This window comes from Arsukibacterium sp. (assembly GCF_018402695.1).
GTDB lineage: Bacteria > Pseudomonadota > Gammaproteobacteria > Enterobacterales > Alteromonadaceae > Alishewanella.
Genome location: NZ_JAGYIM010000009.1, coordinates 113,738 through 127,681 on the forward strand (window position 1 = coordinate 113,738; position 13,944 = coordinate 127,681).

Annotated in this window: 14 protein-coding genes; 2 read left to right on the forward strand and 12 right to left on the reverse strand. The window is 49.5% G+C overall.

Annotated elements, in window-relative coordinates:
- Positions 1-52: 52 nt before the first annotated feature.
- Positions 53-1,075, forward strand: a complete 1,023-nt coding sequence (locus tag KG631_RS02620; protein WP_213995082.1) for a hemolysin family protein — start codon at positions 53-55, stop codon at positions 1,073-1,075.
- A 10-nt stretch (positions 1,076-1,085) separates the two neighbouring features.
- On the opposite strand, the gene KG631_RS02625 is transcribed toward KG631_RS02620, so the two are convergent.
- From KG631_RS02625 to nudE, 9 genes are all read right to left on the reverse strand, one after another.
- Positions 1,086-2,222, reverse strand: a complete 1,137-nt coding sequence (locus KG631_RS02625) for a hypothetical protein (RefSeq protein WP_213995083.1) — start codon at positions 2,220-2,222, stop codon at positions 1,086-1,088.
- Positions 2,223-2,346: 124 nt separating this feature from the next.
- Positions 2,347-4,092 (reverse strand): flotillin family protein, encoded by a 1,746-nt coding sequence (locus KG631_RS02630; protein ID WP_213995084.1) that lies wholly within the window; start codon positions 4,090-4,092, stop codon positions 2,347-2,349.
- 35 nt (positions 4,093-4,127) lie between these two features.
- The gene (locus tag KG631_RS02635; protein WP_213995085.1) at positions 4,128-4,811 is read right to left on the reverse strand and encodes a YqiJ family protein; all 684 of its coding nucleotides are present in this window, start codon (positions 4,809-4,811) and stop codon (positions 4,128-4,130) included.
- Positions 4,811-5,479 (reverse strand): PspA/IM30 family protein, encoded by a 669-nt coding sequence (locus tag KG631_RS02640; RefSeq protein WP_213995086.1) that lies wholly within the window; start codon positions 5,477-5,479, stop codon positions 4,811-4,813. The genes KG631_RS02635 and KG631_RS02640 overlap by 1 nt, the downstream gene beginning before the upstream one ends.
- Entirely contained in the window at positions 5,479-5,985 is a 507-nt protein-coding gene (locus KG631_RS02645; RefSeq protein WP_213995087.1) for a hypothetical protein, read from the reverse strand. Before KG631_RS02645 ends, KG631_RS02640 begins: the two co-directional genes overlap by 1 nt.
- Before the next feature lie 340 nt (positions 5,986-6,325).
- Positions 6,326-7,945, reverse strand: coding sequence for a methyl-accepting chemotaxis protein (locus KG631_RS02650; protein ID WP_213995088.1), 1,620 nt, complete (start codon positions 7,943-7,945; stop codon positions 6,326-6,328).
- Positions 7,946-8,159: 214 nt separating this feature from the next.
- Complete coding sequence (gene pckA, locus KG631_RS02655; RefSeq protein ID WP_213995089.1) at positions 8,160-9,758, reverse strand: phosphoenolpyruvate carboxykinase (ATP); 1,599 nt, start codon at positions 9,756-9,758, stop codon at positions 8,160-8,162.
- Positions 9,759-9,972: 214 nt separating this feature from the next.
- Positions 9,973-10,803, reverse strand: a complete 831-nt coding sequence (gene cysQ, locus KG631_RS02660) for a 3'(2'),5'-bisphosphate nucleotidase CysQ (protein WP_213995090.1) — start codon at positions 10,801-10,803, stop codon at positions 9,973-9,975.
- Entirely contained in the window at positions 10,781-11,368 is a 588-nt protein-coding gene (nudE, locus tag KG631_RS02665; protein ID WP_213995091.1) for an ADP compounds hydrolase NudE, read from the reverse strand. Before nudE ends, cysQ begins: the two co-directional genes overlap by 23 nt.
- A gap of 59 nt (positions 11,369-11,427) precedes the next feature.
- Between nudE and yrfG the strand changes: the two genes are divergently transcribed.
- On the forward strand, positions 11,428-12,117 hold the full coding sequence (gene yrfG / locus KG631_RS02670; RefSeq protein ID WP_213995092.1) for a GMP/IMP nucleotidase: 690 nt from the start codon (positions 11,428-11,430) through the stop codon (positions 12,115-12,117).
- 22 nt (positions 12,118-12,139) lie between these two features.
- Here the strand turns inward: yrfG and KG631_RS02675 are convergent, their stop codons facing one another.
- From KG631_RS02675 to gspL, 3 genes are read right to left on the reverse strand one after another with little or no spacing between them, the layout of a single operon-like run.
- Positions 12,140-12,883 carry a type II secretion system protein N gene (locus KG631_RS02675; RefSeq protein ID WP_213995093.1) on the reverse strand — a complete coding sequence of 248 codons (744 nt, stop codon included), beginning with the start codon at positions 12,881-12,883 and terminating at the stop codon, positions 12,140-12,142.
- 1 nt (position 12,884) lies between these two features.
- Positions 12,885-13,355, reverse strand: a complete 471-nt coding sequence (locus KG631_RS02680; RefSeq protein ID WP_213995094.1) for a type II secretion system protein M — start codon at positions 13,353-13,355, stop codon at positions 12,885-12,887.
- Positions 13,352-13,942: a type II secretion system protein GspL gene (gene gspL, locus KG631_RS18695; protein ID WP_301003550.1), complete on the reverse strand. Its 591-nt coding sequence runs from the start codon at positions 13,940-13,942 to the stop codon at positions 13,352-13,354. The genes KG631_RS02680 and gspL overlap by 4 nt, the downstream gene beginning before the upstream one ends.
- Between the last annotated feature and the right edge of the window lie 2 nt (positions 13,943-13,944).

A 13,944-nucleotide genomic window follows, 5' to 3' on the forward strand; every position in this document is an offset into this window, starting at 1 on the left:
CCATTTTATACTGCCGCCTCCTTAATAAAACGGAGTGTTGTAACTAACCTGTATGAGCCTGTTAATTGCGTTCGCAGTTTTATCTATCGCGGTATCGTTTATTTGCTCCATTCTGGAAGCCGCCCTGCTTTCCATCACTCCCAGTTATATTGCCCAGCAAAAACTTCAGAATCCTAAACTTTATAACAAGCTGAAGGGCTTAAAAGAAAAAATAGACCAGCCGCTGGCGGCTATTTTAACCCTGAATACGGTAGCCCATACTGTTGGCGCTACCGGGGTTGGTGCCCAGGTTACGCTGGTGTTTGGTGACGGCTATCTGGGTATTGCTTCGGCGGTAATGACTCTGCTTATTTTAGTGCTGTCTGAGATCATTCCAAAAACTATTGGTGCCCGCTACTGGCCTGCCCTGGCGCCGCTATTGCCGGTAACGCTTAATATTATGATTACGGTGCTGCGGCCCTTTATCTGGCTGTCAGATCAGATAATGAAATTATTTGGTGGTGGCAGCCACGAGCACGACCTGCGTCAGGAAATTAAGGCGCTTACTGTGCTGGGCCGGGAAATGAATAAACTCGATGAGGATGAACAACGGGTTATTGCTAATATTCTTGACCTGCACGACATTAAAGTACGCGATATTATGACCCCGCGCACTGTCTGCGAAAGTGCCAGCCCGGACGAGCCGCTTGAGCAGTTTGCCGAACGGGTTAAAATTGGTCAGTTTTCACGCTACCCGGTAATAGATAAAGATGAATCGCCGCTGGGCATCGTGTTTCGCTACGATATGCTGAATATCACTGAGCAGCAGGTAGTGGCTGATTTAATGAAGCCGGTAAAAGTGATATCAGACAAAATGAGTGCCGAACACCTGATGACCCAGCTAATGCATGAACGCCAGCATATGTGTCTGGTGTACGACGAATACGGCACCTGGCTGGGGTTAGTCACCATGGAAGATGTGATTGAAACCATTATTGGCCAGCCGATAATGGACGAAACCGATGACATTCCCAATATGCGTCGCTTCGCCAAAAGACGCTGGGAACACCGCCTGAAAAACCTGTCGGATGATTAAATAATCGTTGTTACTGCGCCGGCAGCTTTAAAAAATAAGCGGGCTGGCGCGGATTATTCAACAATACAAAGCCATCCAGTGCCTTTACATACGCAAAGCGGCCAAAGGTACCGTGCCGCACCTGTGGCCCTGGATCATCTGCAATTGGAATGCCCAGCCAGCTTAAGCTGGCTAAATCAAATTTGTATAACTTGCCATCGCCCGGCCAGGCGTAAAAGTGGCCATCCTTACTGTTGTACGTTAAGCCCGGCGCCGGAAACTTTTCGATAAACTGAGCATCACCCTTTAACGGTATCGCTGTCCGCCGATAGCCCGTTGCTGCCGTTAAATCATAGAGTATTTGTTTTTTCTGACCAATTATCAGCATCTTGCGGCTATCCGGGTCAATTGCCGCATTAACGCCAAGCCCTAAACCTCCTTTACCGTTAAGCTTTTTATAAATACCACCCTCGGCGTGATATTGATAACTGTATAATGCAGACCTGTCATGTAAAAACACCAAACCGGTTTTACTATCATAAGCAGCGACCACGCCAAAAGCCCCCCGCGGGATGTCGCCACTTGCCGTATCTTTGTGCCAACGGTTGGCATCAGGGTCAAATAGCCAGGTATTGGGGTCTGCGCCACCAGCATGCCGACCCGCCAACGCACCGGAAAACGCCCACAGCACCCCTTCATTACTGATAAACGCCAGACCATCATAAGTATGACGGGAGTTTGGCTGGCTGCCGTCAAACGGCGCCAGTTCAGTCAGTCTTGGTGTGGTATCCGGAGCCGCCGGTTGTGCCGGCTCTGTCAACCGGTGCAGCTCGCCGCTGATAGCATCCAGCTGGTATACCTCGTTGCCATAATAATCATTATGACCACCGCCCCAAATATACAACCGGCCAGTGCTTTCATCTAAATCACCACCGCCCCAGGCAAATACCACGTTATGACAATACTGCTGGAATGGATAATCGTATAAATCATTTGCAGGGCAATGCTCAGTAAGCACGGTGCCATCAATTGGCTGCCAGCCAGGGGCATAGTGTTGCGCGCTTTCTGAATGACTGTTGGTTAAATTGTCAGCCTCAGGCTGGCCAAATAACAACGCCACGGCTAATAACGCCAGACCAGTACTCGCGCTAAAAATCAGGTCAGACATTTTTATTGGCACCTCCTGCGCCTGAAAACCACTACATTGCTGGCCATAACTGTAGCACAAGAGAATAACCTGAAACTGAACGGCAACAAGCTGCAAATGCAGCCTGTTATGCCTTTAGATACCATTACTGTTTTAACGGCGCTTGCAAGGCCTCTGTCATGCCATTGATGTCACCCGCCTTTAAACCAATTTCTGATAACAATGAATCAAGGATCGGCGCTTGTGCCCGGTACCGCAGCGCGCTGTTCACTACCTGATCAGCCAGGGAGCCATTGCCTGCGTCTGCAGCGCCGGCCTCTGCGCTGTTGCCTCCGCCCTGCGCGCCCATGCCATTTACCTGCAAAATCTTAATGTCGCTGATTTGCTCCATTGGCTTGACACTTTGCGCAATAATTTCCGGTAGTTGCTGGATTAGCGCCAGGCGGATCTGCATCGCAATCTGGTCTACCGACAGCATATTAGCAGCAGCGTTAATGGCTTTTTTACCTTCAGCATCCACTTCATAACTACGTGCTTTGGCATCAGCCAGTAACAGCTCTGCATCGGCCTGACCTTTTGCCGTCAACCGCTCTTTGTCTGCCTGGCCTTGTGCCGCCACTCGCATAGCCTCAGCCTGATCTTCCGCAGCCTTTTTCTCAGCTTCAGCAGCGACAACCAACTGAATAGCTTCTTTCTCTGCCAGCTGCCGTGCCATAATCAGATCAACCTGTTTTGCCCGCTCGGCCTGCTCAGTCTGGCGCACGGTGACAACACCTTCCTCCTGTTTCACTGCCAGGGCCCGGGCTTTGTCTGCTTCTGCTTTTGCTTCCGATTCTGCGCGTGACTTCTCAGCCACGGCAATCGACTTATCCTGTGATGCCAGCTCTACCGCTTTTTGCCGTTCTATTTCTGCCTGTTCAACTGCTCGCTGTTTGGCGATATCCATTTCCCGCACGGCCCGGTCTTTCTGGATATTTTCGTTGTCGATATCGCGCTCAGACATAATCCGCTTTAAGTCGATTTCACGTTGCGAGGCTATTTGCGCTTCTTCTGCTTCGCGCTTTTTTTCAGCCTGCTCGCGGGCAATTTCTGCCATTTGCGACGCCCGGCGAATAGACACTTCACGCTCCTGCTCTAAGCGAGCATATTCCTCTTCCCGTGAAATGTTAAGCTTCGCCCGTTCCGCTTCCAGATTTTTCGTTTTAATCGCTAAATCTGTCTCTTGTTCAATATCGTTACGGATTTTGCGGCGAGATTCTATCGCCTGTGTCAATTTGGTTAAGCCTTCAGCGTCAAAGGCATTTTGCGGATTAAAGTGTTCAAATGCCGTCTGATCCAGACCGGTTAGTGATACCGACTCCAGTTCCAAACCATTTTTCAGCAGATCTTCCGACACCACATGCTGTACTTTCTGCACAAAGTCGACCCGTTTTTCATGCAGCTCTTCCATTGCCATTTCTGCAGCAACCGAGCGTAACGCATCGACAAACTTACCTTCAACCAGCTCTTTTAGTTCGGTCGGATTCATGGTTTTTAAGCCCAGCGTTTGCGCAGCATTAGCAATCGCATCTACTGTTGGTTTAACCCTGACATAAAATTCAGCCGTAACGTCCGCCCGCATCCTGTCGCGGGTGATCAGGGCCTGTTCGTTAGCCCGGCGCACTTCCAGGCGTAGGGTATTCATATTCACCGGAATAATTTCATGTAACACCGGCAGCACAATGGCACCGCCGTTCATAATAACTTTTTCGCCACGAAAACCGGTACGGACGAACGAAATTTCCTTCGTTGCCCTTTTGTATAGTCGTGCCAGAATCATCCCCAGCACCAATAATGCTACCAGTGCCACACCAGCGATAATTAAAATATCAATCAAATTCATTGCCAACATTTACTGCTCCTTTTGAAAAATGTCTTGCCGTTTTATTAAGACCGGTTTGGGTCCTGATCTGACAAATGAGGATTGGAATTCCTGATCCCCTTATAAACTGCACCCTGGCGGGATAGCAGTAAAACTTCTGTGCCCTGCTCAAACTCGTCACCTTCAGTATCAGGCTCCAGTTGCAGATAGTGGCTATAACCATGCTGATCTTTTACCCTGGCTTCTGCCGGATACTGGCTGCGGGCGGTACCCAGGGTAATCACGGCAATCCGGCCCAGCAGGCTATCGCCGGTGACAGCAGTGGTTTCATCCCGCGGCATAATAGCCTGCAAAATGCCGCCACCCAGCCTTACGACAGGCAAGCTCAATAGAAACACCACCGGAACAGCCAGCCAGCCCGGCGCCAGACTACCGGTCAGTGTCGCCAGCAGCCCCTGTAGTAATAAACCAGCTAAACCGAAGCTCAGTAAAAAGATTACCAGCAACATCAGAATTGGCACTTCGCCAATCCGCAACCAGCCAAGAAAACGACTAAGCGCCGAATCAGCCTCGAATGCGCCAACTTCGGCATGGGGGCTTAATTCTGACTCTGGTAACAGGCTTTCCAATGCTGATGACATGCCAGCACCGAACAGTGCTGCGACCCCCTCCAGCACCGCAATCATTAACATCAGCACCAGGGCAATACTGAATACCAGATTCTCACTGGCCAGTGCCAGACTTAACATCAGCTTTTACCAGCCTTAAGTGCCGCCAGTCGTTCTGCCACCCGGTTTTTACGCGCCAACTCTTCCAGCTCTGCCAGCTTACCTGCGTTGGCAAGGCCGGTATCCCGTCCGGCTATGCCCGAGGCTTTTTCCAGCACCCGGCCAAAAGCATCGCTTGCCCGCTCTGCTTTATTGGTGGCATTGTCAGCGCTATTGCCACCCGCCACCGTAGTACTGGCTTTTGAGGCCTGAGCTTGTATAAAGGCCGTCAGTTCGGCTTTCATTTCCCGCTTTTTCGCCTGCAATGCCTGAATAAAGCCCTCCAGTTCCTTTTCACGATTAGCACAATCGCTGATAGACGCTTCCAGCACCGGAATTCGGGCTTCAATGTCCATTTGTTGGGCAATGCCGGCTTCCGCTAAATCATCACGGCCATTAGCCACAGCAACATCCAGCTGGCCCGTCAGCAATTCATAGCGACTGTTTTCTTCCATTAACTTTTTACTGGCCAGATGCTTTTGGGCAACTTGCTGCCCCAATTCTGTTCGGGTATCCGCAATTGCCGCATCCAGCTCACGAATGGCTTGCTCCATTACGGCCTCGGGTGCGCTGCTTTCGACAGCATCGACCAATGCATTAACACTGCCGCTGACTAACCGGGCAACCCGGCGGGTAATACTTTCGCTCATCACTGCTCTCCTTGTATTGCCATTCTGTGGTCATTTATTAACGTTGCCAGGGCATATAAACCCTGTTGCAAGTCATTGTCTTCCTCCTTGCCCTGCGTAATGGCAAGTGGTAATAACAATTCATTTATCCGGTAAATTTTCTGCAGCACACTTTGCTCTGTTTGCTGCATTTCCCGCACGTTCAGCTGCGGGCAACGTGCCGCCATAGTTTGTAGCGTGGCCAGTAAATCAGGTAATGCATCCAGCACACGCAATACGGGTTCGGCCTGCTGATTAAGTTGCTGCTGGCGAATTAATACCTGACGTTTCATTTGCCCCAGCCATTCCTGCATTTGCGCCAGGTTATGGCCATAGTCGGGGTAACTGGCATGTTTGCGCCGGGTTTCCGCCAGTAGTGCCCGCAATTTATCTGACGGGGTATGGGCACCATCATATTCCAGCGTGCTGATAAATTCGGCATCTTCAATGCTTATCCGGGCGCTGAAAGGTACCGTTTTGCTGCTCATTGTGCACTCCCTGTCATCGTTTAGCCGTGTTCACATAGCAAAGATTGTATTCAAATGAATTCAAAAGTAAACAATTAAAATGTTTATATTGATAAAAAATTAACTCATTTGCTCTAAAAACAAAAAAGCCAACCCGAAGGTTAGCTTTTGTTAACAACTTTTGTTGGTTACAGTTGCGGTCCTGCAGCCACTAACGCCTTGCCCGTTGCGTTATCGGTAAACTTGGCGAAGTGATCAACAAAGCGTTTCGCCAGATCTCTCGTTTTAAACCTAAACCAGAACATAAGCAGGGCTTGAACGAAAAGGCCGCAACCGCGGCCTGTTTTTTCTGTAGAAAACGCTACACCTTGAATTTACTCACCAATTCGTTCAGCTGCACTGCCAGGCGGGTTAGTTCACTTGCGCTGGCACTGGTCTGACTGGAGCCATCGGCCGTTTGTGAGGCTAAATCACTAATAGTCACAATATTACGGTCAATTTCCCGCGCCACTTTAGATTGTTCTTCCGCCGCACCAGCGATAACATGGTTCTGATCGCTGATTGCCGAAATATTCTCGGCAATCAGCTCCAAGGCATCTGCCGCAGATTTTGCCACGCTCTGTGCGTTATCAGCATTACCGCTGATCAACTGCATGGCGTCCACTGCTTCTTTGGCTGAAGATTGTACTTGCTGGATCATTTGCTCTATTTCACCAGTAGAAGTTTGCGTGCGATATGCCAGACTACGCACTTCGTCTGCTACCACGGCGAAGCCACGTCCTGCTTCACCAGCCCGGGCTGCTTCAATAGCGGCATTTAACGCCAGCAAGTTAGTTTGATCAGCTACACTGCGGATAACTTCCAACACCTGGTTAATTGACGAAACTTTTTCTGCCAGGGTATTAATCACCTGAGTACTCTGACGCACTTCGGCATTCATTTTTTCAATAACTTTGCTGGTTTGTACTACTTTCTGCGTACCATCTCTGGCCAAGCCTGCTGACTGTGAGGATGCCTCCGAGGTTTTTAACGCCGTACCCGCTACTTCATCCACTGCCGAGCTCATTTCAGTAATGGCAGTTGCCGCTTGTTGTACTTCATCATTTTGAAGCATTAACGCTTTAGCGGACTCATCGGTTACCACATTGAGCTCTTCTGCAGCTGACGCCAATTGATTTGATGAACTGGCAATATGGCCAATGGCATCCCGCAGCTTTTGCTGCATTTGCTCCAGGGCCTGTGCTAACTCAGTTAGCTCATCACTGCCTTCAACACTGACTTGCTGCGTAAGGTCACCATCAGCAATATAGCGGGCCGATACTACCGAACGTGCCAGTGGCTGGCTGATGCTGCGGGAGATTATGATTGAAATGATTATGGCAATGGCTACTGCTATTACAATTAATACAATTATCGCCATTTTTGCGGAGCTGAAGGTGGCAATAGATGAAGCCCTGGCATCCTCTGCAGCGCGCTGATTAATATCTTCGAGTTGTATTAACAACTGTGCTATCTCATTTGCTACCGGATTCATCTGATCCAGTAAATCCTGGGCAGCACCCAGCTCCTCTTTTTGTAACAGCTCTAAGGCTTGATCCTGCAACTCAAAGTATTGCTGTCTTGCGGCAAGATACTTATTAAAGATAATCCGTTCCTGTGGGTCAAAAATAGTCGCTTCATAAGGCTCTTCAACACTCTTAATGTCATCCCTTATTTTCTTGATAGTATTAAAAGTTTCAGTTTCCTGTTTAATGTCAATCGAGAGCAATAACCTCAATGTCAGTGCCCTGTTCCGGTTGATATTAGTACCAAGACTGCCAATGCCCGACAAGCCGGAGACAACTGTAGTTTCTACAAAGTTGGCTTGTTCTCTTACCGAAGATATACTTTGTAGGCTAAACAAGCCAGTTAGAGCCAACAGCAGCGCTAAAGCACCAAAGGCTACCAGTAATCGTTTCTGAATGGTTATAGACCGCAACATTGGTTACCCTTGACTGTTTGATTATTATTATTCAACGACCGCCACTTTACTTAAACAACAGGAAATGTCTTACTAAACAACATCTAGCGACAGCACCGCTAACTACCTTAGTAGGGTATCTATATTGTTGCCAGTAATAGTTACTACTATTTTTTGCCAGAGCCGAAATAAAAAAGGCCGCACATGGCGGCCCGTCTTTATAATATCAGTACAATTACACTTGCGGCCCTGCGGCCACTAACGCCTTACCCTCAGCGTTATCGGTAAACTTGGCAAAGTTATCGACAAAGCGTTTCGCCAGATCTTTCGCTTTAACTTCCCATTCTGCCGCATTGCTGTACGTTGCGCGCGGATCCAGAATACCGTCTTCCACATCGTGCAAATGCTTTGGCATAGCCAGATTAAAGTACGGTAATTGCACAAACTCGGCGTTTTCAATGCTGCCATCTAGAATTGCATCAATAATAGCCCGGGTGGCTTTAATAGAAATACGCTTGCCCGTACCATTCCAGCCGGTATTGACCAGATAAGCTTCAGCACCAGCTGCGGCCATCCGCTTACCTAACACTTCAGCATATTGAGTCGGGTGCAGGCTTAAAAAGGCCGCACCAAAACAGCTGGAGAAGGTCGGAGTAGGCTCGGTAATTCCCCGCTCAGTACCGGCCAGCTTGGCAGTAAAGCCTGATAAGAAGTGATACTTAGCCTGTTCTTTCGTTAACTTTGATACCGGCGGCAACACACCAAAGGCATCAGCTGTTAAGAAAATGACTTTCTTGGCATGGCCGGCTTTTGATACCGGGGTCACAATATTGTCGATATGGTAGATCGGGTAAGACACCCGGGTATTCTCAGTTTTTGAACCGTCGTCAAAATCAATCGTGCCGTCATCCGCTACGCTAACATTTTCCAGCAGGGCATCACGGCGAATAGCGTGGTAAATATCCGGTTCGTTTTCCTGCGACAAATTAATGGTCTTGGCGTAACAGCCACCTTCAAAGTTAAATACACCATCATCGTCCCAACCGTGCTCATCGTCGCCAATCAGCTGCCGCTTTGGATCGGTAGACAGGGTAGTTTTACCGGTGCCAGACAAGCCAAAGAAAACTGCAACATCACCGTCTTTACCGACGTTGGCCGAACAATGCATCGAGGCAATGCCTTTTAATGGTAAAAAGTAGTTCATCATTGAGAACATACCTTTTTTCATTTCGCCGCCATACCAGGTGCCGCCAATCAACTGTACCCGCTCAGTCAGGTTAAAGGCCACGAAATTTTCAGAGTTTAACCCCTGTTGTTGCCAGTTCGGGTTAGTGCACTTAGCACCGTTCATCACAATAAAATCTGGCTTATAGCTTTTCAGCTCTTCGTCGGTTGGCCGGATAAACATGTTTTTAACGAAATGGGCCTGCCAGGCTACTTCAGTGATAAAACGAACGGCCAGCCGGGTATCAGCATTGGCACCACAGTAGGTATCGACCACAAATAAACGTTTGCCTGATAACTGACGGGTAACCAGCGACTTCAGCTCAGTCCATACTTCGGTGCTGATCGCTTTATTATCGTTTTTGCCTTGATCTGACCACCAGACGGTATCGCGGGTGGTGTCATCGCGCACGATATATTTATCTTTAGGGGAGCGGCCGGTAAAGATACCGGTATCAACCGAAACCGCGCCCAGCTTGGTCAGTTTGCCTTGTTCATAACCTTGCAGATCGCTGCGGGTTTCTTCCGCAAACAATAAGTCATATGATGGGTTATAAACGATTTCCGTGACATCTGTAATGCCGTATTGGCCCAGATCCAGATCGGACATGATGTAACTCCTAAGGGTACTGTAGGTAAGGGTGCAGTCTCTAGCGGACTTATTAATTATGTTATTTTTTGGGCAACTGCCTGGTTTTTGCGCAAAAAATACCCGTGCATCTTAGCGTTTTCAGCAGAAAAAAGATAGTTGAGATTAGCGTTAAAACCGCAGAAAACCGCGTGTTACATGGCCTATAGCAAAGTTATGCAAAATAAATGGCTGCTTATGAGACTAATGGCCGGGTGGTTGGCTTCGCCTGAATCAGTTCCCGCCAGGGCAACTCTGCCTGGCCAATTACCATAAAATCGGGGTTGGCAAGGGTTTCCCGCTGATTGTAACTCAAGGGCGCAAACTGGCTATCAAGAATTTTGCCACCTGCTTCCTCAACAATGATATGCACCGCGCCAGTATCCCATTCCCCTGTCGGGCCAAGCCGCAAATAGCAATCGGCTTTGCCCTCAGCCACCAGGCAGCTTTTCAGTGAGCAACTGCCCAGCGGAATATACTCGACAGTCTGCCTTTCGCTAAGCAAGGCAACTATGGGTTGTAACGGCTGACGCCGGCTGACGGCAATCCGCAGTACTTCACCTTGCTGGTGCTGGTGTACCTGCATCCGGTTAATTAAATTACGCTGCTGTTTAAACGAGCCGTGACCACGAGTGGCGTAATAGAGAATATCTTCTTTTGGCCAGTAAATAACGCCCAGGGCCGGCCAGCCATGCTCTACCAGAGCAATACTCACGGCAAAATCGCCACTTCGGGCAACAAACTCCTGCGTACCGTCCATTGGGTCAATCAGCCAGTAACGTGGCCAATGCTGGCGCTGCGCTAACGGCATAATGGTCGTTTCTTCAGATATTATCGGGATATCCGGGGTTAAATCCGACAAACGGGCAATAATCATTGCGTTGGCAGCAAGGTCGGCAGAGGTTACCGGGCTGGTATCGGCTTTTTGTTCGGCAACAAAGTCACCGCTTTGATACAGCTGCCATAAATGCTGTCCGGCTTCGCGGGCGGTCTGTTTTACACTCTCAAGCAGTTTGCTTAAAAACATCCGGGTTTGCTTCCAGGAATTGCTGTGCCAGTAACAGGGCTGCTACGCTCCTTGCTTCGGTAAAGTCTGCTTGCTGCAATAACAAGTCACTATCACCGCGCGCCCAACTGATAAGTTCCAGCGGTTCGGGTTCATCTCCCTGCTGCTGCTCGGGATACAAATCGAAGGCCATAACTATATGCATTGTAGCATTAAAATATCCCGGTGCGAGTGCCAGTGACTTTAACGTTACAAAACGAGCGGCACCAAAGCCAATTTCTTCTTTTAACTCCCGGTTTGCTGCGCTAAGAATATCCTCGCCTGGATCAATTAAGCCTTTCGGGAAACCCAGTTGATAATCGTGAGTGCCAGCGCTGTATTCACGGATCAGGTAAAAATGGTCAGGATCAGGGCAGGCAATGATCATTACCGCGCCCCGGCCCGAGCCCCGCATCCGCTCATAGGTTCGCTCTTCGCCATTGCTGAAGCGAAGCTGCAACTGCTCAATTTTGAATAATCTGCTTTGGGCTACGATTTCCTGCGCCAGAATTTCCGGTACCTGTTTGTTCGTATGGCGCTGCGTCATTACTTGCCCTCTGTTACAATCTGCTGTGGTTACTATAAAACGAATGACAGGAAAAACCTATGCTGGACTGGGCACAAATTGACACCGTATTGCTGGATATGGATGGCACCTTGCTTGATTTACACTTTGACAATCATTTCTGGCTGGAACATTTGCCCCTGCGTTGGTCTGAAATCAGCGGTATTTCGCTGGCCGATGCCAAAGCTCAGCTACAAAGTGAATATGCTGAACTAAATGGTAAAATCCAATGGTATTGTCTCGACTACTGGGGCGAGCGGCTCCAATTGCCTATTACCGAACTGAAACGCGAGGTAATGGATAAAATTCAGATGCGACCTGACGTTCCGGCTTTTTTAACTGCGCTGAAACAATCTGGCCGTGACATCGTGCTGGTCACCAATGCTCACCCCGACAGTTTGTCGCTAAAACTGGAGCGGACCGATTTAGCCAAATATATCGACACCCTTATTTCCACTCATGAATTTGGGGTAACCAAAGAAAGTTGGGCATTATGGCAAAAACTGCAGCAACGGCTCGGCTTTAAAAATGATACAACCTTGTTTGTCGACGACAGCTTGCCGATCCTGACTGCCGCTCAAAACTTTGGCATTAAACATTTGCTGGCTGTAGCCAATCCGGACAGTCAGCAACACGCCAGAACCATTAACGAGTTTCCGGCTATTACTGATTATACCCCGTTGCTGCAGGATATTCTGGCTCATTCGAAACTGCGGACAACGGCCAATTAGCTGCCCGCACGGTAAGTCGTGGCTAGAACCTGATGGTGTAACGGCCCTGCTCGTCGGGTCTTCCGACAAATTGCATAGCCTGGTGTACTTCCTGCGGCAGGCTGGCATCGGGTTTTAAACTGCCGTTTACGGTTAAACGGTTATTTTCAACCGCTGCCGTCACAGCCAGGCCCAGGCTGTTATTGCCATCAGTTACCAGTACCGGGCTACCTTGCTCACAGCGCAAGTCGGCAACAATACTGTTAAGTTCAAGCCAGGTACCAGTAGGCGGTTGCAGGCGCGCATCCAGCCAGCTAGCATTACCTGCCAGGTTGCTACACCAGGGTTTCCCCTGCTGGAATTCCTGCACCTCTACCATTAGCTCACCCGTTGCCGCCACTGGCAAGGGTAGCTCTAACAAAGGCAAAAGCTGGCTGACAGGTATACGTAGCAGCGCTTGCTGCATATTAAGGCCACTGAAACCGTAAGCAACACTGGCCGTGGCATACGGCAGCTCTCGCTCACCAATACTGCCTGCCGTGATATTAAGTTGTGGTGCCAGCCGGAAAAGTGACCAGCCATTTAAACGCCAGCGTAGCTGCTGTAGCTGTAAGTTCTGATATTGTGCCACCATAGCACTACCTTGCCAGACCGTACCCTGTACCTGGCCGAGTTTAACATTGGCGGGCAAGCCCAGCCAATGCACCAACCATGCCGCGGGCAGCAAGTACAGCATAAAAAACAAATACGCGATTACGGCGACTACCGTTAATTTCCAATACTTCATACTATTCGATTACCATCCGTCTTACCCGCACAATGCCGCTGGTGTCGGTATCTGCCACATCCAGACTGACCAGTTTCACGCCATTAGTACTTTGCAGCTGGTCCAGCCAGCGCAGTAACTGCTCGAAAGGTACATCTTCCAGCACCAGTTGCAATTGATCATTTTGCGGCTGCATCCGGCTAACCCGGATGTTATAAGTCCGGGAACTGTTGCTGACTATCTGCGCCAGACTACCCCCAACTCTGCCGTCACTGGCACCGGCCTGCTGTAACCGTGGCAGCGCTTGCTGTAATTTTGCCAGCTGCAGCTGAGCCTGAGTTAACGCTTGTCGCTTATTAACGTAGCCTTGTTGCAGTGGCTGCCAGATAAACCAATACAGGGCGCCGACACCCAGCACCACAGCAGCGATACTAACCAGCTGTTGCTCGCGGGTCGCTAAACTAGCCCACCAGTTCTGTATTTGCTGCTTCATGTTCTGCTCCGCATTACTACCGTACCCTGCACTCTGGCGCCATCATTGCTTAATGCGCCTTGTTCAATGACGTAGCCTGCACCTTCCAGTGCCGTTTTTAAGCGTTCAAAATTCTGAAAGCCACCAGCATTGGCAGAGAACCTGAGCTCGGTGCGGGCGGCATCGAATCGTAAACTATCAACGTTAATATCTCCCACCTCTGCCAGCTGGCGTTGCAACGCATTTAACAATGTCAGGAAACCCGCAGACTCGCTGCCCATACCTACTGTTGCCAGCTTTTGCTCAACCTGACGGGATAAATTAACCACAGTTTCACCCGGAAAGGCTTGCCGGTATTCGGCCAGACTTTGTTGCTGCACCTGAGTTAACTGGCGATCCAGTTGCCAAATTGAGAAACCCTGCACCAGCAGGTAAACCACTACACAGACACCAGCCAATGCCGCCGTGCTGCGCCACTTTTGCCAGTGTTTGTTGGTCTGGCGTTTTGGTGCATAGGGCCCTTGCAGCAGGGTAAAGTTAATGTGCTGCAGCTGCCTGGCCAGCAATGCCAGGGGTAGTTCGGGCTCCATACTCTGCTGTAATTGCATGA

Excerpts from the sequence above, each read along its gene's own strand:
- pckA (WP_213995089.1), bottom strand. The coding sequence starts at position 9,758 with ATGTCCGATCTGGATCTGGGCCAATACGGCATTACAGATGTCACGGAA.
- yrfG (WP_213995092.1), top strand. The coding sequence starts at position 11,428 with ATGCTGGACTGGGCACAAATTGACACCGTATTGCTGGATATGGATGGC.
- cysQ (WP_213995090.1), bottom strand. The coding sequence starts at position 10,803 with ATGTTTTTAAGCAAACTGCTTGAGAGTGTAAAACAGACCGCCCGCGAA.
- KG631_RS02620 (WP_213995082.1), top strand. The coding sequence starts at position 53 with ATGAGCCTGTTAATTGCGTTCGCAGTTTTATCTATCGCGGTATCGTTT.
- KG631_RS02650 (WP_213995088.1), bottom strand. The coding sequence starts at position 7,945 with ATGTTGCGGTCTATAACCATTCAGAAACGATTACTGGTAGCCTTTGGT.
- gspL (WP_301003550.1), bottom strand. The coding sequence starts at position 13,942 with ATGCAATTACAGCAGAGTATGGAGCCCGAACTACCCCTGGCATTGCTG.
- KG631_RS02675 (WP_213995093.1), bottom strand. The coding sequence starts at position 12,883 with ATGAAGTATTGGAAATTAACGGTAGTCGCCGTAATCGCGTATTTGTTT.
- nudE (WP_213995091.1), bottom strand. The coding sequence starts at position 11,368 with ATGACGCAGCGCCATACGAACAAACAGGTACCGGAAATTCTGGCGCAG.
- KG631_RS02645 (WP_213995087.1), bottom strand. The coding sequence starts at position 5,985 with ATGAGCAGCAAAACGGTACCTTTCAGCGCCCGGATAAGCATTGAAGAT.
- KG631_RS02640 (WP_213995086.1), bottom strand. The coding sequence starts at position 5,479 with ATGAGCGAAAGTATTACCCGCCGGGTTGCCCGGTTAGTCAGCGGCAGT.
- KG631_RS02630 (WP_213995084.1), bottom strand. The coding sequence starts at position 4,092 with ATGTTGGCAATGAATTTGATTGATATTTTAATTATCGCTGGTGTGGCA.
- KG631_RS02625 (WP_213995083.1), bottom strand. The coding sequence starts at position 2,222 with ATGTCTGACCTGATTTTTAGCGCGAGTACTGGTCTGGCGTTATTAGCC.
- KG631_RS02680 (WP_213995094.1), bottom strand. The coding sequence starts at position 13,355 with ATGAAGCAGCAAATACAGAACTGGTGGGCTAGTTTAGCGACCCGCGAG.
- KG631_RS02635 (WP_213995085.1), bottom strand. The coding sequence starts at position 4,811 with ATGTTAAGTCTGGCACTGGCCAGTGAGAATCTGGTATTCAGTATTGCC.